Annotated in this window: 19 protein-coding genes; 7 read left to right on the forward strand and 12 right to left on the reverse strand. The window is 55.1% G+C overall.

Annotation, left to right across the window (positions count from 1 at the left end):
* Position 1: 1 nt before the first annotated feature.
* Positions 2–1399, reverse strand: a complete 1398-nt coding sequence (gene rimO / locus ACR0KN_RS09875; protein ID WP_480653170.1) for a 30S ribosomal protein S12 methylthiotransferase RimO — start codon at positions 1397–1399, stop codon at positions 2–4.
* 93 nt (positions 1400–1492) lie between these two features.
* Here rimO and ACR0KN_RS09880 point away from each other — a divergent pair, with 93 nt between their 5' ends.
* On the forward strand, positions 1493–3424 hold the full coding sequence (locus tag ACR0KN_RS09880) for an AsmA family protein (protein ID WP_480653172.1): 1932 nt from the start codon (positions 1493–1495) through the stop codon (positions 3422–3424).
* Positions 3425–3469: 45 nt separating this feature from the next.
* Here the strand turns inward: ACR0KN_RS09880 and ACR0KN_RS09885 are convergent, their stop codons facing one another.
* The 4 genes from ACR0KN_RS09885 to ACR0KN_RS09900 are packed head-to-tail and all read right to left on the reverse strand — an operon-like array spanning position 3470 to position 8044.
* Entirely contained in the window at positions 3470–4966 is a 1497-nt protein-coding gene (locus tag ACR0KN_RS09885) for a phosphomannomutase/phosphoglucomutase (RefSeq protein WP_480653174.1), read from the reverse strand.
* Positions 4967–4981: 15 nt separating this feature from the next.
* Positions 4982–5815: a 3-deoxy-8-phosphooctulonate synthase gene (gene kdsA / locus ACR0KN_RS09890; protein ID WP_260022954.1), complete on the reverse strand. Its 834-nt coding sequence runs from the start codon at positions 5813–5815 to the stop codon at positions 4982–4984.
* A 5-nt stretch (positions 5816–5820) separates the two neighbouring features.
* Positions 5821–7407, reverse strand: a complete 1587-nt coding sequence (locus ACR0KN_RS09895; protein ID WP_480653176.1) for a KpsE/RkpR family capsule polysaccharide export protein — start codon at positions 7405–7407, stop codon at positions 5821–5823.
* Positions 7385–8044, reverse strand: coding sequence for an ABC transporter ATP-binding protein (locus ACR0KN_RS09900; protein ID WP_010441839.1), 660 nt, complete (start codon positions 8042–8044; stop codon positions 7385–7387). The genes ACR0KN_RS09895 and ACR0KN_RS09900 overlap by 23 nt, the downstream gene beginning before the upstream one ends.
* Before the next feature lie 208 nt (positions 8045–8252).
* Here ACR0KN_RS09900 and ACR0KN_RS09905 point away from each other — a divergent pair, with 208 nt between their 5' ends.
* Together ACR0KN_RS09905 and ACR0KN_RS09910 are read left to right on the forward strand one after the other, a co-directional pair.
* Complete coding sequence (locus ACR0KN_RS09905) at positions 8253–8840, forward strand: uracil-DNA glycosylase family protein (RefSeq protein ID WP_319545032.1); 588 nt, start codon at positions 8253–8255, stop codon at positions 8838–8840.
* Positions 8833–9621 carry an SseB family protein gene (locus ACR0KN_RS09910; protein ID WP_480653179.1) on the forward strand — a complete coding sequence of 263 codons (789 nt, stop codon included), beginning with the start codon at positions 8833–8835 and terminating at the stop codon, positions 9619–9621. Before ACR0KN_RS09905 ends, ACR0KN_RS09910 begins: the two co-directional genes overlap by 8 nt.
* Before the next feature lie 9 nt (positions 9622–9630).
* Here the strand turns inward: ACR0KN_RS09910 and yghU are convergent, their stop codons facing one another.
* On the reverse strand, positions 9631–10506 hold the full coding sequence (gene yghU / locus ACR0KN_RS09915) for a glutathione-dependent disulfide-bond oxidoreductase (protein WP_480653181.1): 876 nt from the start codon (positions 10504–10506) through the stop codon (positions 9631–9633).
* Between the two features lie 243 nt (positions 10507–10749).
* On the opposite strand from yghU, the gene ACR0KN_RS09920 reads away from it, so the two are divergent.
* Positions 10750–11268, forward strand: a complete 519-nt coding sequence (locus tag ACR0KN_RS09920; RefSeq protein WP_010441843.1) for a YHS domain-containing (seleno)protein — start codon at positions 10750–10752, stop codon at positions 11266–11268.
* 60 nt (positions 11269–11328) lie between these two features.
* Here the strand turns inward: ACR0KN_RS09920 and ACR0KN_RS09925 are convergent, their stop codons facing one another.
* Positions 11329–11991, reverse strand: coding sequence for a J domain-containing protein (locus tag ACR0KN_RS09925; RefSeq protein ID WP_480653183.1), 663 nt, complete (start codon positions 11989–11991; stop codon positions 11329–11331).
* Between the two features lie 203 nt (positions 11992–12194).
* Entirely contained in the window at positions 12195–13061 is an 867-nt protein-coding gene (metF, locus tag ACR0KN_RS09930) for a methylenetetrahydrofolate reductase [NAD(P)H] (RefSeq protein ID WP_170541204.1), read from the reverse strand.
* Between the two features lie 94 nt (positions 13062–13155).
* Here metF and ACR0KN_RS09935 point away from each other — a divergent pair, with 94 nt between their 5' ends.
* Both ACR0KN_RS09935 and ACR0KN_RS09940 read left to right on the forward strand, forming a co-directional pair.
* On the forward strand, positions 13156–14061 hold the full coding sequence (locus ACR0KN_RS09935) for a LysR family transcriptional regulator (RefSeq protein WP_170541201.1): 906 nt from the start codon (positions 13156–13158) through the stop codon (positions 14059–14061).
* Positions 14062–14156: 95 nt separating this feature from the next.
* The gene (locus ACR0KN_RS09940) at positions 14157–14942 is read left to right on the forward strand and encodes an inositol monophosphatase family protein (RefSeq protein ID WP_170472801.1); all 786 of its coding nucleotides are present in this window, start codon (positions 14157–14159) and stop codon (positions 14940–14942) included.
* 57 nt (positions 14943–14999) lie between these two features.
* Here the strand turns inward: ACR0KN_RS09940 and bhcD are convergent, their stop codons facing one another.
* The 4 genes from bhcD to bhcA form a co-directional block, all read right to left on the reverse strand.
* Positions 15000–15965, reverse strand: coding sequence for an iminosuccinate reductase BhcD (gene bhcD, locus ACR0KN_RS09945; protein WP_480653186.1), 966 nt, complete (start codon positions 15963–15965; stop codon positions 15000–15002).
* 75 nt (positions 15966–16040) lie between these two features.
* A complete protein-coding gene (gene bhcC, locus ACR0KN_RS09950) occupies positions 16041–17204 on the reverse strand; it encodes a 3-hydroxy-D-aspartate aldolase BhcC (protein ID WP_170779580.1) in 1164 nt (387 codons plus the stop codon).
* 11 nt (positions 17205–17215) lie between these two features.
* Positions 17216–18187, reverse strand: coding sequence for a beta-hydroxyaspartate dehydratase BhcB (gene bhcB / locus ACR0KN_RS09955; protein ID WP_480653188.1), 972 nt, complete (start codon positions 18185–18187; stop codon positions 17216–17218).
* A gap of 11 nt (positions 18188–18198) precedes the next feature.
* Complete coding sequence (gene bhcA / locus ACR0KN_RS09960; RefSeq protein WP_480653190.1) at positions 18199–19389, reverse strand: L-aspartate--glyoxylate aminotransferase BhcA; 1191 nt, start codon at positions 19387–19389, stop codon at positions 18199–18201.
* A 203-nt stretch (positions 19390–19592) separates the two neighbouring features.
* Between bhcA and ACR0KN_RS09965 the strand changes: the two genes are divergently transcribed.
* On the forward strand, positions 19593–20414 hold the full coding sequence (locus ACR0KN_RS09965) for an IclR family transcriptional regulator (RefSeq protein ID WP_480653192.1): 822 nt from the start codon (positions 19593–19595) through the stop codon (positions 20412–20414).

Below are 20414 nucleotides of genomic sequence, written 5' to 3' on the forward strand. Positions count from 1 at the left end.
GTCACACCGACGAGCACAAACGTCCCCAAAGATCGTATTCCCCGGCTTCGTCCACCTCGACAGTGACGATATCTCCCGGATTCAGGTTTTCGAAGCCCTCATCGATAAACAGATTTCCGTCGATCTCGGGCGCGTCGGACTTGGTGCGGCAGGTCGCGGCTTCATCATCGATGTCATCTACAATGACCTCGATCGTTTGCCCGACTTTGGCCATCAGCTTAGCCTCGGAAATGGCTTGCGCCTTCTCCATGAAGCGCTCCCACCGATCTTGTTTCACGTCAGCTGGAACATGATCTGGCAGGTCGTTTGAACGGGCACCATCTACATTTTCGTATTGGAAGCAACCGACACGATCCAATTGCGCTTCGTCCATCCAGTCGAGCAATGTTTGGAATTCGTCTTCGGTTTCTCCAGGATATCCGACAATGAATGTCGAGCGAAGGGTGATATCGGGGCAGGTCTTGCGCCATGCCGAGATCTCTTCCAGAGTTTTTGCCCCTGCGGCCGGCCGGGCCATGCGCTTTAACACGTCCGGGTGCGCGTGCTGGAACGGAATGTCTAGATAGGGCAGCACGTTACAGCCCGCATCCGCCATAAGCGGAATCAGATCGCGCACATGGGGGTAGGGGTAGACATAATGCAACCGCACCCAAGCATCGAATTGGCCCAGCTCACGCGCCAGATCGGTGATATGACTGCGCACCTCGCGATCTTTCCAGGGATTCAGATCATATTTGCGATCCAAGCCATAGGCTGAGGTATCCTGTGAGATCACCAGCAATTCGCGCACGCCATTACCGACCAGTTTCTCGGCCTCGCGGAGCACAGCATGCGCTGGGCGGCTGGCCAGCTTTCCGCGCATGTCCGGGATGATGCAAAACTTGCACTTATGATTACAACCCTCGGAAATCTTGAGGTAACTGTAGTGGCGCGGCGTCAGCTTCACGCCAGAAGCCGGAAGCAGATCGACATAGGGGTTCGGATCCGGGGGCACCACGGCATGAACCGCATCCAGTACCTGTTCGTATTGATGCGGTCCGGTCACCGCCAGAATACGTGGATGATGCTCGCGGATATAATCGGGTTCGGCCCCCAGACAGCCCGTCACGATGACTTTGCCATTTTCGACCAGCGCCTCGCCGATGGCATCCAGAGACTCGGCCTTAGCGCTATCTAAGAAACCGCAGGTGTTCACAATTACGGCATCAGCTCCGGCATAGTCCGGCGAGATACCGTAACCTTCGGCACGCAAACGGGTCAGAATACGTTCGCTATCAACCAGCGCTTTAGGACAGCCCAGCGACACCATTCCAAGTGTTGGCTGACCGCGGCGTGGTGTCTCGGCGATGCGGGCCTCGGGGGCCAGATCGGGGCGGAGGTTCGGTGGGTTCGTGCTCATGGCCGGGCATATAGAGGGGAATGCTTCCCCTTGCAAATCCTGCCCACACAGGGCTGACTTGTACCAGAGCAGATAAGCCGGAAAGGCAAACTCATGAAGTGGCTCATTCGTATTCTCTTTCTTGTAGTTGCGGCGTTCGGGCTGGTGATTGGTGCCTTGCTGCTGATGCCAGGAGACAAACTTGCCACGATCCTGGCTGAGCAAGTAAAGGCACAAACTGGTCGCGAATTAAAACTGTCTGGGGATGTCAAACTATCCTTCTGGCCCGTTTTGGGCATGGAAACCGGTCGCGTAACCTTTGGCAATGCGCCCTGGGCCGGGTCCGAGCCGATGCTGAGCGCTCAAAGTCTGGCTGTAGGGGTCGATGCCTCGGCGCTGCTGTCGGGTGATATCCGGATCAAGAGAGTGCTAGCCGATCATCCAACACTGCGTTTGGAACGTTCGGATGGGCGCGGGAATTGGGAGTTGCACCAACTCGGAAATTCATCTGACACCGGTGCGTCGGCGCAAGCGGTTGAAAGTCGGCCGGTGACTCTGGAACAGTTGGAACTGCAGAACGCGCGGTTGATCTACATTGAGAATGGCGCGGTCAGCATGGAGTTCGCCGATGTTGATCTATCTGCCCGTTGGCCCGACGTGACTGCCCCGATGGAAATGCAGGCCAGCATGCCCGTGCCCGGAGGCAACGTTAAGGTTAACCTGAACATTCCTGACCTGCCTGCGTTCTCGAGCGGGGTGGTGACCCCGTTGGAACTAAGTCTGACTGCACCCGGTGGAGGGATTCAGTTTTCCGGCCGGGTGAATCTGGCCGGAGAAATGGACGGCAAGACTACTGTCACCGCAAAAAATACACACAAGATGTTGGCTGCATTTGGTCAGGGAGGTGTCACCGTTCCCGAAGGCTTGGGCCGGGTTGCGAATGTATCCGGGCAGATGACCTATACCCGAGACGGGCGGATTTCACTGCGGAAAATGGTTGCTGTCCTCGACAATAATCGGCTTGAGGGTGAAGCGGATATTCAGATCTCTGATCCGCCAAAAATCACGGCGCGCCTGAACGCGGGCGATCTCGATTTGTCCAATGCAAGTGGGGATGATGGCACATCAAGCAGTGGTTCCGAGGCTTACGGTTGGTCCAAAGCCCCAATAGATGCGTCATCGCTGGCACTCGCAAACGGGACGATCCGACTGCAAGCGAATTCGATTTCGGTTCCAGGCATGCGCTTTGGCAAAAGTGATCTGACGCTCAGCCTTGATCGTTCGAGGGCTGTGTTGAAAATGCATCCCGCGTCGCTTTTTTCAGGGCATCTGAATGGCCAGGTGGTTGCCAACAATCGCAATGGTCTGTCGGTCGGTGGAAATCTGACGGCCGATAATATCGATATCAATGAAGCCCTTGTAACGCTTGGGGATATCAAGCGCCTGTCGGGAACCGGGTCAGGACATCTAGAGTTTCTGGGTGTGGGGCAGAATGAAGATCAGATCATGCGGTCGCTGAGCGGCAAAGGGAATATTGAAGTCGGGAAAGGGGTCATTTCCGGGGTGGATCTGGACCGCCTTATGGGGCGCGGAGGGGGTTCAGGCGGCACAACGGTTTTCAATAGCCTCACTGCCAGCTTCACGATGAAAGATGGTGATCTGAACAACGACGACTTATTGATGAAACTGGATAATTTTCGAGCGGATGGCACGGGCCGAATTGGTCTTGGTGCTCGCGATATCGACTATCTGTTTACGCCGGTGGCTTTACGCGCCAATGCAGGCGAGGGGATATCGGTACCCGTTCGAATCGTGGGGCCATGGAGTGGCCCGTCGATCAAGCCGGACCTCACCAAAGTCATTGAGGCCGCAGCAGAGGGAAAAGTCAAAGCACTGGAAGATGACGCCAAGCAAAAGGTATTTGAAAAGGTCGGGAAGGAACTTGATACCACAGTAACGGACACCGGTCAGATCGAGGATGCCCTTAAAGACAAGCTGGAGGACGAGGCCAAGAAAAGCCTTCTCAAACTGCTGGGCGGGGATTGATTGCGCCGATCAAGGGCGCTGAAACCAGCGCCCTTGTTAGGTGGGCTAGATGGTTTGATCGTACTCGCCAACGCCGGGCTCGGTGCGAATAACGGCATCAATATCGGCGAAAATCGCCCGCAATTCGTCTTCGCTTTCGCTGCTTTCGCAAACCACCACGAGGTTCGGAGTATTCGACGAGGCGCGCACCAGCCCCCAGCTGCCATTGTCCAGAATGACGCGCGCGCCATTGACGGTCACAACCTCTTTGACCGCTCGGCCCGCAAAGCTCTTGCCAGCATCGGCCATTGCGACCAACTTATCGACGAGGCGCTGCAAGATATCATATTTCTCTGTATCCGCTGCATAAGGTGACATAGTGGGTGTTGACCACGTCTTGGGCAGCGCCTTGCGCAGGTCTGACATGCTCTGATCTGGGTTGCGGTCCATCAGCTTGCAGATTTCCACCGCCACGCGCATCCCGCAGTCATATCCGCGCCCGACAGGTTCGGCCAGAAAGTAGTGACCTGACTTCTCAAACCCGGCCAACGCACCGATTTCCTTGACACGGCGCTTCATGTGGCTGTGGCCGGTTTTCCAATAGTCGGCTTTTACACCATGAGCTTGCAGTTCAGGGTCGCTGGCAAAAAGACCGGTAGATTTCACATCGGCCACAAAGGTCGAATTCGGATAAATCTTGGCCAGATCGCGGGCCATGATGACGCCGACCTTGTCGGCAAATATCTCTTCGCCTTCGTCATCTACAACGCCGCAACGATCCCCATCGCCATCAAAACCAAGCGCCAGATCGGCGCCGCTGGCTTTGACTGTATCGGACATGTCATGCAGCATTTCCATCGCTTCGGGGTTTGGGTTGTAGTTGGGGAACGTATAATCCAGATCGTTGTGGCTTGGCACAACTTCAACACCGATCCGTTCGAAAATTTCGGGCGCAAAGGCAGCGGCAGTTCCATTGCCGGTGGCACACACCACCTTCAGCGGACGGGACATTTTGAAGTCACCAACCAGATCGTCAATATAGGCCTCTTTCACACCGTCCACGAATTCATATGACCCGCCCGGGCACGCGACGCCTTCGCCGTTCAGAACGATATCGCGAAGTTCGGACATCTCGTCAGGCCCGTGTGTCAAAGGGCGATCGAAACCCATTTTGACGCCGGTCCAGCCATTGGGGTTGTGGCTGGCCGTGACCATGGCCACCGCTGGCACGTCCAGATGAAACTGCGCGAAATATGCCATCGGGCTGAGCGCCGGGCCGATGTCCTTGACCTGAATGCCGGCCTGCATAAGCCCAACGATCAGCGCGTTTTTGATCGACAGGGAATAATCGCGATAATCATTGCCCACCGCAATTACCGGTGCGATTCCGCGTTTCTGCATCTGGGTACCCAGACCCAGTCCCAGAGCCGTCATACCCGGCAGGTTGATCTCGTCAGGGTATTTCCACCGCGCATCATATTCGCGAAAGCCTGTGGGCTTGATCATCGGGTCGCGCAGAAAACTCCAGGTGTTTGGGGTCACCTCAGGCAAAGGCTTGTTCATCACAAATCTCAATCGTTAAATCTGAATCGGGTTCTCTTTGGCCAGCGCATCAAATCGCATCAATGTGTCAACCAGATGGCCCATCTGATCCAGAGGGATCATGTTCGGCCCATCTGAGGGTGCGGTGTCAGGATCCTGATGGGTTTCTATGAAAACGGCTCCGACGCCCAGAGACACAGCGGCACGCGCCATCACTGGCGCAAACTCACGCTGTCCACCTGAGGAACCGCCTTGGCCGCCGGGCTGTTGCACCGAATGGGTTGCGTCCATGACGACCGGATATCCGGTTTGCGCCATCTGCGGCAGCGACCGCATGTCCGCGACCAGCGTATTGTAGCCAAACGAAGTTCCGCGCTCGGTCAGCAGGATGTTCTGATTGCCAGTGCTTTCGATCTTAGTAACGATATTGGGCATTTCCCACGGGGCGAGAAACTGTCCCTTCTTCACGTTGACCGCTTTTCCAGTATTGCCTGCCGCCAGCAGCATGTCCGTCTGACGACACAGAAACGCAGGGATTTGCAGGATATCGACAGCCTCGGCTGCAATCGCGCATTGGGCCTCGGTATGAACATCGGTCAAAACTGGAATGCCCATGGTTTTGCGAATGTCGTCCAACACCTTCAGCCCAGCATCAATGCCCATACCACGCTTGCCGGACAGCGAGGTCCGGTTGGCTTTGTCATACGAGGCCTTGAATACATACTGTGCCCCGGCGGCGTCACATGCCTCTTTCATAGTGCCCGCGATCATCTGGGCGTGATCGGCGGTTTCAAGCTGGCAAGGGCCAGCGATGATGGTCAGCGGAAGGTCGTTGCCAACCATGAGGTCGGCGATTTTTACATGTTTCATGAGTCTTACGAGGATACCTGTTCACGAAGGACCGACGCGGTAAGCGAGATCATCAGGTAGATACCAGCAAATAACAGGAAAGCCAAAATCGTATTTTCGAACTTGCGCGGATAGCTGGGTTCCTGGCTGGCAACAGGGTTCACCGAGACGGTCAGATACCGCACTTTCCGGTTGGCCTCGGTCCGTGTGGCTTCCATTTGCTGCATTGCCGTTTGCAGCATCAGGTCTCGGGCCGCTAGATCGGCCTGTGCCATCTGAATACGTACGCTCAGACGCGCCAGCGAATTTTCGCCTGCTGAGGCATCCAGCATCTCAGCATTCAATTCTGACAGCACGGCCTCCAGCCGTTTAATATCTGCACGCGTGCCGTCCACTTTAGCTTTGTTGGGCCGTGCATTGTCGAGAAGGGCGGCCAGCTGCAGTTCTTTATCCTGCAGCTCAATTTCAAACTGATCGATTCTGGCACGCAAGCTGGCAATCACGCTTTGCGGATCCAGTATGGCACCCTGCAACTGCAATTCGATCAGGTCTTCCTGTGCCTGCCTGCGCGCTTCTTGCGCGGCTTCAAAGCCCGCCAATGCATCACGCATTTGATCTTCGCGTTTCAGCTCGGTCAGACCATTAATCCTCTCCTCAGCGTAAGAGATCAGACGATTGGATAGATCGACCGAGATTTCAGGGCTGGGCGCGGCGACCTCCATGCGAATGACACCATCACTAGGGTCGTACCCGATCGTGATCATTCGCTTAAAAAGCTTGTAAGTTTCTTCAAGCGTCGCATCAGAGGGCAAACGTTGGATCGGGTCAATATTGTCTTGCTGAAAGAACTCAGCAAACCCGACATCCCGTTCAAGGCGTTCCAGCGCGTCCTTGGATTCCAAAAATTCTTGAGTGGATACCGAATCCTGTGCAGTTGCAAACTGTGTCCCTGCGAGGAAGCCACCGAAAGAGGCCCCTCCACCGTCGGCTTGCAAAATCGAAAACACGGAATCGCTGGCGTACATCGGCGTTGCGACCCGATAGAAATAGTATCCCACTATGAATGTAGGCAGGATCACAAAGGCCGTTAGCCGCGCAAATAATGCAACAAGTTTGCGGCGCCGTCTGCGGGCGATGTCTTTCTGGATTTGCCCGATCTCATATTCGCGGCGTTGGGCCGGGCTGAGCTCTGGACCTGGCAGGTTTTTTTGAGTTTCTTTGGCTGTCTGAGGCAAGTGAATTTTAATGTTATCTTGCGTCGCTTTGTCGTCGGTTGAATTGCGTTGATCGTAAGCTGCAAGATCTAGCAGATTGGAACGCTGAAACGGATCAATCCCTTTCTTACGCAACAGTCGCACTGCGTCATAATCAGAGGTTGCCGCCAACCCATTCTTGTGGGCAAGCCGTCTGGCGACCCGCAATTGCCGCCCGGTTAACCCTTCGCGCTTGATTGCGTCCAATTCGGTCCCCGGCTGCTGCGCGTCTGTGCCGGAACCAGAGGCCTGAGTCGCCTTGCGAATACGATCGATCGCATCCGAGCGTGCCTCAGCAGTGCCAGCTCCGCGCGCTGCGCGGTCAGGGTTGTATTTTCTAGCCTTGGGCTTGGTAGTCATAGAGCTGCTTCGCCTCTTCCAAGGTTTCAAACATATAAAGCTGACCATCCACCAAAACAGCAGCTTGGCGCGCGAATTTCTCGAGGGTTGATGGATTGTGTGACACGATTACCAAGGTTGTTGTCCGAAGCTTCTCTTTCAGGATATCGCCGGCTTTCTTGTTGAATTCCACATCTGTGGTCGAGGGCATCCCTTCGTCAATCAAATACATGTCGAAATCCAGAGCCAACATCAGCGCAAAGGTAAATCTGGCGCGCATACCGGACGAGTAGGTGCCAAGCGGCTGGTCAAAATACTCACCCAGATTGCACAGCCATTTACAATAGGCTTCGACATAATCAGGGTCCATGCCGTAGATCTTGGCGATCGAGCGCGCGTTTTCGAGCGCTGACAGGCGTTTGGCGACACCCCCGGTGAAGCCCATGGGGAAAGACACACGGCAATCCCGTCGAATTACACCTTCGTCCGGTTTTTCCAACCCTGCCATCATATTGATCAATGTGGTTTTGCCTGTTCCGTTCGGGGCCAGGACCCCAAGGGAGGTGCCCAGTTCGACACGGAACGACACCTGATCCAGAATCACTTTGCGGCGGGTTCCGGTCCAGAATGACTTGCTGACATTTTCGAATTCCAGCATTTGCGGCCTGTCATCGTACTGTTTTGTATGGCTCGAAGGTGTGTGTGCTACGGGTCCATGTTGGCCACATTATGTCGAAATATGAAACAAATGATCAATGCGGATCCCGCGATATGACATTGAAGTGTTGCCAAGTTAGGTGCTGTTGGCTCCGGCCGTGTTCATTCCTATCTTGATTGAGTGTTCATTGCGGGAACGTTTCAATCCGATGAAGTCGCTCATTAAGGATATCGCAGAGTGCCGACTTTGCGCGGACAGGTTTGCGCAGACGGCTACCGCACACAAGCCGCGCCCGGTTGTCTGGTTCCAATCCGGTGCACGAATTCTGATCGCGGGTCAGGCACCGGGGGCTCGGGTGCACCTGTCGGGAAAGCCCTTTACCGATCCCTCGGGTGATCGCCTAAGGGATTGGTTGGGGCTGGACGAACAAGGCTTTTATGACCGCTCGCGGGTATCGATTGTGCCGATGGCATTTTGTTTTCCTGGATATAATGAGCGTAAGGCCGACCTGCCACCACCGCCGATATGTGGGCGCACATGGCATGAAAAAGTGATGAATGCGCTGGGAGAGGTGCCGCTGACGATCCTCGTTGGCGGTCACGCGCACAAATACCATCTGGGTGTGAAAACGCCGGTCACCGAGACCGTCAGCCGTTGGAGAGACCATGCGCCGCGGGTCTTTGCCTTGCCACACCCGTCTTGGCGCAATACGGCTTGGCTGAAGAAAAACCCCTGGTTTGAGGCCGAGCTTTTGCCGGTTCTTCGGCAACGGGTGCAAGAGGTTCTGAATGACTGAAACTACAGCTTTAGATGCTGCACATGCCGCTATGCTTGCAGCGCCAGAAGACGATTCAGCACGGCTGCGTTTCTTTGAAAGGTTAGCCGACAGCGAGCTGTTCCTGATGCTGTCGGAGGAGGCCAGGGGCGAGAATATTTCGCCTGAGCTCTTCGATGTGGCTGATGGCCGTTTCGTGCTAGCCTTTGATCTTGAGGAACGTTTGGCAGAATTCGCGGGGCATCCGGTTCCCTATGTTGCTCTGTCCGGGCGTGTTTTATCCGGAATGCTGTCGGGGCAGGGAATTGGGTTGGGCCTGAACCTCGAGACCGCTCCGTCATCGATGTTGATCCCGACCGAGGCATTGGGCTGGTTGGAAAGCACGCTGCAGCACGGTCCGCAAGAAGTGCAGCAGAGGCTTGCTGAATTTCACCCACCCGCCGGTCTGCCAGATAAATTGCTGACTGCACTTGATTCCAAGCTGGCGACTGCAGCGGGCCTCGCCACTGCGGCTTTTCTAGTGGGAACGAAGACGGATGATGGCGGTCGGGGCCATCTTTTGGGATTTGTCTCGGCAGTTGAAATCGCGCAGCCTGCTCTGGCGCGCGCCGTTTCTGAGGCGCTGACATTTTCGGGGATTGAGGCGGGTGCATTGGATGTCGGGTTCTTTGAAGCAGAGGATCCGGCAGCCGCCGCGCTGGCAAAGGTCGGGCTTAGGTTCGATTTACCCCAGCCACAGGCTCCGAAAGTTGAAAGGGCCGCCCCGGGCAGTAACCCCGAGCGGCCCCCGATCCTGAAATAACAAAGCGCGTTAGTCTGCCGTTTCCAGTTTATCCTGTGTACGCGTCTCAAAGTCGCTTGCGTCGTGACGTTCGTGCAATTGAGTGTGTGGTTCGCCAAATGGGCGATTGACCATCCGACCACGCTGAACCGCTGGGCGCGCATCGATTGCTTTGGCCCACCGCATTACGTTCTTGTAGCTTTCGACATCAAGGAATTCCGCCGCATCGTATAGACGGCCCAGAACCAGTTGTCCGTACCAAGGCCAGATAGCCATATCGGCGATCGTATATTCTTCGCCAGCGATATAGGTCTTTTCAGCAAGTTCCCGATCCAATACGTCCAACTGGCGTTTGGCTTCCATGGCGAAACGGTCAATCGGGTATTGCCACTTCTCAGGGGCGTAGGCGTAGAAGTGGCCAAAGCCACCACCCAGATAGGGTGCGCTGCCCATCTGCCAGAATAACCAGTTCATAACCTCAGTCCGTTTCGCACCACTCGCGGGTAGAAACTCACCGAACTTCTCTGCCAGATGCATAAGAATTGAGGCACTTTCGAACACGCGCACAGGTGTTTCATCCGAATGATCCCAAAGCGCGGGAATTTTCGAGTTGGGGTTGGCTCCGACAAAGCCCGAACTAAACTGGTCGCCTTCGCCAATATTGACCAGCCAGGCATTGTACTCTGCCTCACTGTGGCCCAGAGCCAGCAGCTCTTCCAGCATTACAGTGACTTTGACGCCGTTGGGTGTAGCGAGCGAATAAAGCTGCAGAGGGTGCTTTCCGACCGGAAGGTCCTTATCATGTGTGGCCCCAGCAATTGGCCGGTTGATATTGGCAAATTGTCCGCCGCTTTCACTGTCCCACGTCCAGACCTTAGGAGGGGTATAGGTGGATTGTTCGCTCATATCATGCCTTTCCTGCGTTGCTGGCCAATGGACCGCTAAATCAACAGCTAATATTGCAGAACTCAGAGTCCAACCCCAAACATCGCGGGAATTTTGTAACAATCCCCCGGATACACCTCACAATTCCCAATTCGTTTTCACAGCGGCGCGAGTGGGTCTTCGCGCGAGGCCAAAAACACCTATTGTCTGAGCAGCCCCGTAGCACGGGTGCCCAGAAACCGATAGGACATGAGGACAATTCACATGAAACGCTTTGCACTGACCCTTGCAGCGACGATGGCTTTCGCCATGCCTGCATTCGCAGGAGATCAATATGTCGATGGTACCGGATTTGCGGTGTCAGGGTATGACGTCGTTGCCTATCGCGACTTGGATCAAGTTGCCGTGGGTCAATCGCAGCCCGAGGCAGTTCGCGGCCGGTCTGACATCACTGCCGATTATAACGGTGCGACCTGGGCATTTTCGACTGAAGAAAACCGCGACAAGTTTCTCGAAAATCCGGCCTACTATGCGCCGCAATATGATGGACACTGCGCCTATGGCGTGTCGCGTGGCGGCAAGGTTCCGGCCAACCCGAACCTGTGGCGGATCGTCGATGACAAACTGTATCTGAACATCACCGATGTAGTCGTCGGCTTTTGGGAAGAGGACGTTCCCGGAAACATCAATTTGGCAGAAGGCAACTGGCCGGGTATCGAACCCGACGCGGCGTCTACCAGCGTGATCCCGAAATTTACTTCGGAAGGTCCAGTGTCCAACTGATATTGGTGAAAAAAATAAGCCCGGCCTTAGCGGCCGGGCTTATTTTGCTGGTAGGTTCTTTCACCCTGCCAACTCAAACAAATCCCGCATTTGCTGGTCTGCTTCAAACCGAATCCTAACGTTTCGGGCACCGGGAAACTTCCGTTCGCGTATAGGGTCGGGAACGACAATTTCACCCGAACCCGCAACTTTGGATTTAAATGTCAAAATCTCGGTTTCAGTTTTTCTGCAACTTGCCAGAACCGATGTTGGCAAGGCGACTCGGTTTTCACCCTCACAGACAGAAGACGCGACGAAGTAAGTCAGGTCACGTCCGAAACAGCCGATTGCATCTGGCACATGGTCAGATGACTGGTCATAGCCGTCGCTTGTTGCGGCGCGGTCAATCGCAGACATATCTGAGAGTACGTATTCGGGATTCAGCAAATCACGGCAAGCTTTGATCTCGTCGGCGTCCAGTTCGATCACACGTTTCTTTAGGCGTGGACGACGTGGTGTCGACGAACTCGTCACCCCTTTTCGGGTCAGACCCTCGCTACGCAGAAAATCGTAAGCCGATTTGGCTTTGGAAAAAACCGAATGGTCACCATCTGTATGATCAGGGTGATCATGAAAGGCGATATTGCGCCAGGCGTCTCTGATGTCGTTTGCGTTGGCGTGGGTAGGCAGGCCAAGAACCTGAAACGCTTCTGCCCGAGCCTTAACTTTGCTCACTGGCTCCATACTGATAACACTCATTAAAACTACACTGCGCTCAGAGTGCCATCGATCACATTTTTGTCAAATTTTCTTAGATATTAGCGTTAATCCCAGCAACAGTTTCTGGAATCAATTCTGGATTGTCGCCCGCGCTCTAATCGGCGTGCCGCACATCGGTAGTGGTGGGTGTGCCCAGCGACAGATTTGCCACCGGACAGGCCACAAGTTCAAGCGACGTTCTGCAATTCGGTCTGAGGTGTAATACCCAATGCGAAACACACATCGCGGGTCAGTTCAGGGCGATTGAGCGTGTAGAAATGCAACTTGTCCACACCACCTTCGATCAGGTCCGAGCAGAGTTCGGTGCAAAGCGCAGTGGCAAGAAGGTCTTCGCGATCGTCGCGGATCGCCTTCTCAAATGCATTTTCGATCCACTCGGGTACTCGGGTTCCACAGCGTTTTGCGAAGTTGCGTGCCCCTTTCCAGTTTTCGATTGGAAGAATTCCCGGCACGATTGGTTTATCAATGCCTGCTTTTTCGCAAGCATCCCGGAACCGGAAAAAAGTCTCGGCTTCGAAAAAGAACTGGGTTAGCGCTTCGTCCGCACCCGCGTCCAGTTTTGCCTTTAGCCAATCCACATCGGTGCGGGCGTTCTGTGCCTCGGGGTGGATGTCAGGATAGGCACCGACGCGAATACTGAACATTTCTGTTTCTGCCAGCGCGGATATCAATTCGACCGAATTGGCAAATCCTTCCGGATGTGGCTGGAACCGGTCATGTCCCTTGGGAGGATCGCCGCGAAGCGCGACGATATCCTGAACGCCTGCGCGTGCGAACGTATCGGCAATCTCAAGGGTTTCTTGACGCGAGGCATCTACACAGGTCAGATGCGCGGCAACGGGCAGGCCTGAAGATTTGTGCAGGGTTGCAACCGCATCGCGTGTCAGTTCGCGCGTCGTGCCCCCAGCGCCATAGGTGACGGACACAAAGCGAGGGTTCAGCGGAGCCAGCGTCTGCACCGTATCCCACAGGCGAAACGAGGCCTCCAGCGTCTGGGGCGGAAAAAATTCGAATGAGATCTCAGGCTTGGTCATAATGGCCTCGTAACTGTCATTTACGCTCTTGTGCCACCTGAGGCGTTGTGAGACAAACTCATATTATTCAACAACAACATGAGTCACGCAGCATATGCATATTGAGTTCCGACATCTGCGGACGATCAAAGCCATCCACGAATGTGGTGGTCTGGCGCGTGCTGCTGATCAATTAAACATTACCCAGTCAGCATTGAGCCATCAGATCAAGGGCTTGGAAGATCAAGCCGGGGTTGAATTGTTCCTGCGCCGGTCTAAGCCAATGAAACTGTCTGCGGCCGGTCTGCGACTGTTGCGGCTGGCAGAGCAAATTCTGCCGCAGGTCGAGGCAATGCAGGATGAGTTTTCATCGCTGCGCGACGGTCGCACCGGGCGTATGCATATTGCGATCGAATGTCACGCTTGCTTCGAATGGCTGTTCCCTGTGCTCGAAGCCTTCCGAAAATCCTGGTCTGATGTCGACGTAGACATTCGCCCAGGTCTCGCATTCGACGCGCTGCCTGCGTTGCAGAAGGAAGAGGTTGATCTTGTGGTCTCTTCCGACCCTGAAGATTTGCCGGGTGTCGAGTTTATAGAACTCTTTGACTATCAAGCCGTGTTTGTTGCGGCGTCCTCGCACCCGCTGGCTGATAAACCATTCATAGATGCCGAGGACTTTCGCGGCCAGACACTGATCACCTATCCGGTCGAACGGACACGTCTAGACGTATTCAGCCAGTTACTAATCCCGGCTCGTGTTGAACCAGCCTCAATCCGTCAGGTTGAACTGACAGCTGTGATCCTTTTGTTGGTTGCGTCGAACCGAGGTATTTCTGTTCTGCCGGATTGGGTCGTGCGTGAGGTAAAGTACAATTCGGACTATGTAACCCGCCCACTGACCAAAGACGGGATCACCCGCAGGCTCTATGCTGCAGTCCGCAGTGAGGACCTTGAAAAACCCTTTGTGCAAGAGTTGGTAAAACTGGCTCGGACTGAGGCGCGCAAGCTGCAGACGCAATAGCGCCAGACGCAGATCAGCCATGCGCATCATTCCTCTTGGCAAGGGCGCGTTGCCCCAGTATACGCGCGGCTTGACCGGACAGGAGCCTATTTAAAATGGTTGGCAGTGCAAATCTCAACATCATGATCAAAGCCGCGCGGAAAGCGGGGCGTTCTCTGGTCAAGGATTTTCGTGAAGTCGAGAACCTGCAGGTGTCGATGAAGGGCGCAGGCGACTTTGTGTCCAAGGCCGACATTGCGGCCGAAGCAATTTTGAAAGAGGAACTGCTGGGTGCCCGCCCGACCTATGGCTGGCTGGCCGAAGAAGGTGGTGCGATTGATGGCGAAGACCCGACCCGCCGCTGGATTGTTGACCCGCTGGACGGGACCACCAACTTCCTGCACGGCCTGCCGCATTGGGCAGTCTCGATCGCTCTCGAACACAAGGGCAAGATCGTCTCCGGCGTGATCTATGACCCAGCCAAGGACGAGATGTTCTTTGCCGAAAAAGGCGAGGGTGCGTGGATGAACGACATGCGCATTCGTGTCTCGGGACGGCACCGTATGATCGAGTCGATCTTCTCAACAGGTTTGCCATTCGGCGGCCGTTCGGACCTGCCTGCGACCCTTCAGGATCTCGCCCGTTTGATGCCAGCCTGTGCTGGTGTGCGCCGCTGGGGTGCGGCTGCTCTGGACATGGCTTATGTTGCCGCAGGTCGTTATGAGGGCTTCTGGGAACGCCGGCTCAACGCGTGGGACGTGGCAGCGGGCATCATCATCGTGAAAGAAGCAGGCGGGTTCGTTCAGGCGCTGAACCCCGAAGGCAGCGTGCTTGAAGATGGCGAAGTAATTTGTGCGAATGAGCCGATCTTTGACAACTTTGCCAAAGTGATCCGGGGCTGAACGGCTTCTTCCAGCGTCATAGATGAACGCGCGCCCGATTGGAGCGCGCGTTTTTGTCTAGAAATCCACTTCGATCGCGATCCCTTGCTCAACAGCAAGCTCGACCACGGCACTTGCGACGGCCAAGTCCTGCAACCCGACGCCCGTTCCATCGAATAGTGTGACCTCTTGATCGGATTGCCGTCCGGGATGTGTGCCATTGATGACTTCACCTATCTGCCGGATATCGGTCTCGGTTTTCGATCCACTGGCGACTGCGTGCTGACATTCGCCCAGTGTAACGGACTGTGCGACCTCATCCGTAAAGACAGAGGCGCGATTGATCAGGTCGACCCCGACTTCTTGTTTGCCGACCGTATCGGTGCCCATGCAAGCGACATGTGTGCCGTCTGATACATGATCCGACATCAGGGTAGGCGCAAATGACGATGTAATCGTGATGATCACATCCGCCTCGACCATGCCGGGCAGTTCAACAGCTTCAAAGGGCAGGCCAGCCTCAGACGCGACTTCTTCGATGTTGGGCAGCATATCGGGGTGCAGATTCCAGCCGATGACCTTCTCAAACGCTCTTTGCTCCAACGCAGCACGCAATTGGAACTTGGCCTGATGGCCCGCACCGACCATGCCGATCACCTTGGCGTCTTTACGTGCCAGATGGTTGATGGATACGGATGAGGCAGCCGCCGTGCGCAGGGCCGTCAGCAAATTGCCTCCGACAATCGCCCTCACCCGGCCCGTATCAGGATCAAACAGGAATACGGTGGATTGATGATTGATCAGCCCATGCGTTTCCAGATTGTTGGGCCAATATCCACCGGCCTTGAGGCCAAGCGTCATGCCCGCCCGATCAAATCCGCCCTTGAAGCCATAAAGCGCGTCTGCATGGCCAATGGCTTTGCGCACGACTGGAAAATTATAGGCATCTCCTGCCGCCATTGCGGCAAATACCTGTTCGATCGCCTCGTAGCTTTCGTTGCGGCCCAGCAGAGCGCCGATTTCCTTTTCAGGAACGATGATCATCTATTTTGCCTTTCGATAGTTCTGATGATCTACGGTTAGACAGGCGACCTGAGCCGCCTGCCTTTACTGTTATGATCAATAGGCCTTGCCGCGCGCCGAGACTGGCCAAAGCGCTTCGACTTTTCCGTTCCGCACGCCAACGTACCAGTCATGGACATTGCAGGTTGGGTCGCAATGCCCCGGTACAAGCCGTAATCTGTCGTTTACCTTCAACGCGCCGTTTGGATCACCGATGACCCCGTGCTCGTCAGAACATTTGAGGTATTCCACATCGTCGCGTCCAAATATGAACGGCAGGCCGCTATCGACTGATTGCGCCTTAAGACCTGCATCACAGATTGCCTTGTCCGCTTTGGCATGGCTCATCACGCTGGTCAGAATGAACAGCGCGTTTTCCCATTCGCCTTGGTCAATCCGGTTGCCATCCTTATCGAGAATTCGGCCATAATCGGCATCCATGAAGGCGTAGGACCCACATTGCAGTTCATTATACACGCCTGAGTTGGCCTCAAAGTAATACGATCCTGTCCCACCGCCCGAGACCAGCTCGCAGTCGATACCAGCGCTCTTTAGGCCGTCATATGCGTCTTCGACCATAGCGATGGCGGCATCCAATTTCTCTTTTCTGGCCTCATAGGTATCAAGGTGCTGCATTGCGCCCTGATAGGCCTGAATGCCAGTGAATTTCAGGTTTGGCGCAGCTTCGGCTGCCTTGGCGATGGTAACGACATCCTCGGTCGTTGTTACCCCACACCGACCGGCACCGCAGTCGATTTCAACGAATACTTCCAGATCGGTCCCGTGGCGTTGCGCCGCTTCGGACAGGTCGGAGATATTCTCGATGTCATCGACGCACACAATCGTACGCGCACCCAACTGAGGCAAGCGTGCCAAACGATCGATCTTGGCCGGATCGCGCACTTGGTTGGACACCAAAATGTCTTTGATACCACCACGTGCGAACACTTCGGCTTCGGACACTTTCTGGCAGCAAACGCCAACGGCACCGCCCAGCTTTTCCTGCAGCTTCGCCACATCTACCGATTTGTGCATCTTGCCATGCACCCGATGGCGCATCCCATGGGCCTTGGCGTAATCGCCCATCTTTTTGATGTTCCGCTCAAGCGCGTCCAGATCGAGGATCAGGCAGGGCGTCTGAATTTCACTTTCATCCATACCGATTGCGGCAGGGATGTCGTAGCCAACTTCAAGCTGATCAATGTTCATCGGTTTATTCATCCTGTTTCTCCTTACCCGTTGAGCCAGGGCAGTTTGTCCAAATCCACGTTGCCACCTGTGATGATCACTCCGACCCGCTTGCCTCGGAATGTGTCGGGGTCCTTGATAATGGTCGCAAGCGGGACAGCTGAAGATGGCTCCATCACTACCCGCAGGTATTTCCAGGTGAGCTTCATCGCGTCGATGATTTCTTGTTCGGACGCGGTGAAGATGTCGGTCACGTAGTTTGAAACGAAGTGCCAGGTGTTTTCCTTGAGCGGCACCAACAGACCATCCGCTACCGTTTTCGGGGCATCATCCGCGATAATGTGACCTGCTTTGAATGAACGGTATGCATCGTCCGCCTGCTCGGGTTCAGCCGCGTAGATTGCGGTTTCCGGTGCTAGGTTTGACACAGTCAGGCAAGTGCCCGAGACCATGCCTCCGCCCCCGATCGGTGCGATTACCGCATCCACACCATCCGTTTGCTCCAGCAACTCGGCCGAACAGGTCGCCTGACCAGTGATGACGCGCGGGTCATTATAAGGGTGTACGAATTCGCCCCCGGTTCTGGCCTGAATCTCGGCGAACGTTGCTTCGCGGGAAGAGGTTGAAGGCTCGCATTCGGTGATCGTACCACCATAGCGACGTACTGCGTCTTTCTTGGCTTGCGGGGCTGTTCGCGGCATGACCACATTACAAGGAATACCTCGGCGACCCGCAGCATATGACAGAGACAGTGCGTGGTTTCCGCTGGAATGGGTGCAAACGCCCTTGGTTGCCATCGCATCGCTTAAACCAAAGACAGCGTTGCTGGCTCCGCGCACTTTGAAAGCGCCGGCCTCTTGAAAGTTCTCACACTTGAAGAACAACTGTGCGCCAGTCAGGTCATTTAGGTAATCAGAAGTCATAACCGGTGTGCGCCGAATATGTGGCCTGATCCTTTCATGCGCTGCCCGCATATCTTCGATAGTCAGGTCAGCAACTGGGATTTGATCCAACATTATGGTCCTCCTCAGGCTGCAGCTTTGGCGTGGCCGGATGTTCCAGCGCGATAAAATTCTTGTGCCGCCGCGACGCCGCTGCCCAGCTCAATTGGATAGTTCAGATCGGCCATCGCCATTTCTATCGTGGCCAAACCTGACAGAACCATCACATCCGTCAGACTGCCCAGATGGCCGATGCGGAAGGCTTTGCCATTCAACTCTCCCAACCCGATGCCGAACGAAACGCCGTAGGAGTTAAAGGCATGGTCGGTCAGTTCGTTACTGTCGAACCCTTCGGGCACATAGATCGCGCTGACAGTATCAGAATATAGGTCCGGAGTCTGCGCGACGAGTTTCAGCCCCCATGCGTTGGCCGCGCGTCGAACCCCTTCGGCCAGGCGCGTGTGGCGGGCATAAACATTGTCCAGTCCTTCCTCGAACAACATCTTCAGGCTTTCGCGCATACCGTAGATCAGTTGCAACGGAGGCGTGTAAGGAAATCCACCCGAGGCATTGGCCGCCATCATGTCACGAAAATCGAAGAAAGTCCGGGGCAGTTTCGCAGTTTCCATTGCCGCCAGCGCCTTGGGGCTAACACACAGGATTGCCACGCCAGTCGCCAGCATGAACCCTTTTTGCGATCCCGAGACAGCGATATCGACGCCCCATTGATCGAATTCAAATGGCATCGAGGCCAGCGAGCTGACACAATCCACAAACATCATCGCTGGATGATTTGCCGCGTTCATAGCGTGCCGTACGGCGCTGATGTCAGAACGCACTCCGGTTGCGGTTTCATTGTGGGTTACCAAAACGGCCTTGATGTCGTGCGCTTTGTCAGCTGACAGGATCGCTTCAAAGCGGTCTGCAGGTGCACCAGTGCCCCACGTGCATTCGACGATCTGAACGTCCAGCCCATGCCGTTCGCACAGGTCAATCCAGCGGTGACTGAAAACGCCGTAACGCGCGACCAAAACCTTGTCTCCTGGGCTGAGCGTATTAGTGATCGCTGCCTCCCAACCCCCGGTGCCGCTGGCGGGGAAGGTGATGATCTGACCCTCGGTCGTGCCGAAGACTTTCTTTGTATCCTCCAGCACCGGGGCGAAAGTCTCAACGAAATCCGGGGCGCGGTGATCTTGTGTCTGCACCTGCATGGCAAGGCGCAAGCGATCAGGTATGTTGGTTGGGCCTGGGATAAAGACCGGGTTTTGGTTCGACATGACTCAATCCTCTGCTTTGGAAATAAGTGTCGCTGGAACGGGTCTAGGTTGCAATTTTCTTGAAAAACATTTTCATTTTATTCATTAAATAGATAAGGCGCTGAAATGGATGGGAATTTAGTTTCTCAATTTTATTCCCATGGAATTGCGATCTGAAAAACTTGAATCAGTACGGACACTAATATCGGAAGGTGAGCTAGAAAATGGAGTCTCAGAAAAGGCCTCGTGGTCGGCCGAAATCGATGTTCAAGGAAAGCTCAGCCGGAACCATGCAGTCGCTGGACCGAGCGCTGGGCGTACTTACAACCGTCGCCGGGCTGGAACGTGTCGCGCTAAGTGACCTGGCGCGCGAGGTCGATGTACCAACTGCCACCACGCACCGTATTCTGGTGACATTGCAGAAGCACGGGTTCGTCAGTTTCGACGAAGAGCGGCAAGAGTGGATGGTCGGTATCGAAGCCTACCGGACTGGTGCATCTTTCCTTCGACGCAATAACGTTCTCGAGATTGGTAGGCCGATCCTTCGTCGTCTGATGCTGGACAGTGGTGAGACCGCTAATCTGGCGGTGCCGGATGGGCCAAAAGTTGTCTTTGTCGGGCAGGTTGAAACACAAAATCCGATCCGGGCCTTCTTTCCGCCAGGTGCGCGAACTCCAATGTATGCTTCGGGTACGGGAAAGGCGATTCTCGCTGCTCTGAGCGAGGATGGTTTAAACAAGGTGTTGGCTCGGACTGACTTGATTGCCTTTACCGAGAACACCAATCTCCCCCAAGCAGGGCTGCATGACGATCTGGCGGAGACCCGTAGGCGCGGCTGGTCTTACGATCATGAAGAGCGTTACGAGGGCATGTCCTGCATTGGCGCGGCGATCTTCAATGATCGCGCCGAACCCTGCGCAGGCATCTCAGTGTCCGGCCCAACTGTGCGGTTCAGCCTCGATCGCGCGCCTGAGCTGGGTATGCTGGTACGAAACGCGGCACAGGAGATTACCCATCTGAGTGGAGGTAGATCGCCCAGCCAGTGA

Source organism: Ruegeria sp. AP7 (assembly GCF_056539905.1).

What these genes read in the sequence shown, in the direction of transcription:
- kdsA (WP_260022954.1), bottom strand. Translation starts at nt 5,815, where the DNA reads ATGAAACATGTAAAAATCGCCGACCTCATGGTTGGCAACGACCTTCCG.
- ACR0KN_RS09925 (WP_480653183.1), bottom strand. Translation starts at nt 11,991, where the DNA reads ATGGAGCCAGTGAGCAAAGTTAAGGCTCGGGCAGAAGCGTTTCAGGTT.
- bhcD (WP_480653186.1), bottom strand. Translation starts at nt 15,965, where the DNA reads ATGATCATCGTTCCTGAAAAGGAAATCGGCGCTCTGCTGGGCCGCAAC.
- ACR0KN_RS09940 (WP_170472801.1), top strand. Translation starts at nt 14,157, where the DNA reads ATGGTTGGCAGTGCAAATCTCAACATCATGATCAAAGCCGCGCGGAAA.
- ACR0KN_RS09910 (WP_480653179.1), top strand. Translation starts at nt 8,833, where the DNA reads ATGACTGAAACTACAGCTTTAGATGCTGCACATGCCGCTATGCTTGCA.
- ACR0KN_RS09965 (WP_480653192.1), top strand. Translation starts at nt 19,593, where the DNA reads ATGGAGTCTCAGAAAAGGCCTCGTGGTCGGCCGAAATCGATGTTCAAG.
- bhcB (WP_480653188.1), bottom strand. Translation starts at nt 18,187, where the DNA reads ATGTTGGATCAAATCCCAGTTGCTGACCTGACTATCGAAGATATGCGG.
- ACR0KN_RS09935 (WP_170541201.1), top strand. Translation starts at nt 13,156, where the DNA reads ATGCATATTGAGTTCCGACATCTGCGGACGATCAAAGCCATCCACGAA.
- bhcA (WP_480653190.1), bottom strand. Translation starts at nt 19,389, where the DNA reads ATGTCGAACCAAAACCCGGTCTTTATCCCAGGCCCAACCAACATACCT.
- bhcC (WP_170779580.1), bottom strand. Translation starts at nt 17,204, where the DNA reads ATGAATAAACCGATGAACATTGATCAGCTTGAAGTTGGCTACGACATC.
- ACR0KN_RS09885 (WP_480653174.1), bottom strand. Translation starts at nt 4,966, where the DNA reads ATGAACAAGCCTTTGCCTGAGGTGACCCCAAACACCTGGAGTTTTCTG.
- ACR0KN_RS09920 (WP_010441843.1), top strand. Translation starts at nt 10,750, where the DNA reads ATGAAACGCTTTGCACTGACCCTTGCAGCGACGATGGCTTTCGCCATG.
- rimO (WP_480653170.1), bottom strand. Translation starts at nt 1,399, where the DNA reads ATGAGCACGAACCCACCGAACCTCCGCCCCGATCTGGCCCCCGAGGCC.
- ACR0KN_RS09900 (WP_010441839.1), bottom strand. Translation starts at nt 8,044, where the DNA reads ATGCTGGAATTCGAAAATGTCAGCAAGTCATTCTGGACCGGAACCCGC.
- ACR0KN_RS09895 (WP_480653176.1), bottom strand. Translation starts at nt 7,407, where the DNA reads ATGACTACCAAGCCCAAGGCTAGAAAATACAACCCTGACCGCGCAGCG.
- yghU (WP_480653181.1), bottom strand. Translation starts at nt 10,506, where the DNA reads ATGAGCGAACAATCCACCTATACCCCTCCTAAGGTCTGGACGTGGGAC.
- metF (WP_170541204.1), bottom strand. Translation starts at nt 13,061, where the DNA reads ATGACCAAGCCTGAGATCTCATTCGAATTTTTTCCGCCCCAGACGCTG.
- ACR0KN_RS09880 (WP_480653172.1), top strand. Translation starts at nt 1,493, where the DNA reads ATGAAGTGGCTCATTCGTATTCTCTTTCTTGTAGTTGCGGCGTTCGGG.
- ACR0KN_RS09905 (WP_319545032.1), top strand. Translation starts at nt 8,253, where the DNA reads ATGAAGTCGCTCATTAAGGATATCGCAGAGTGCCGACTTTGCGCGGAC.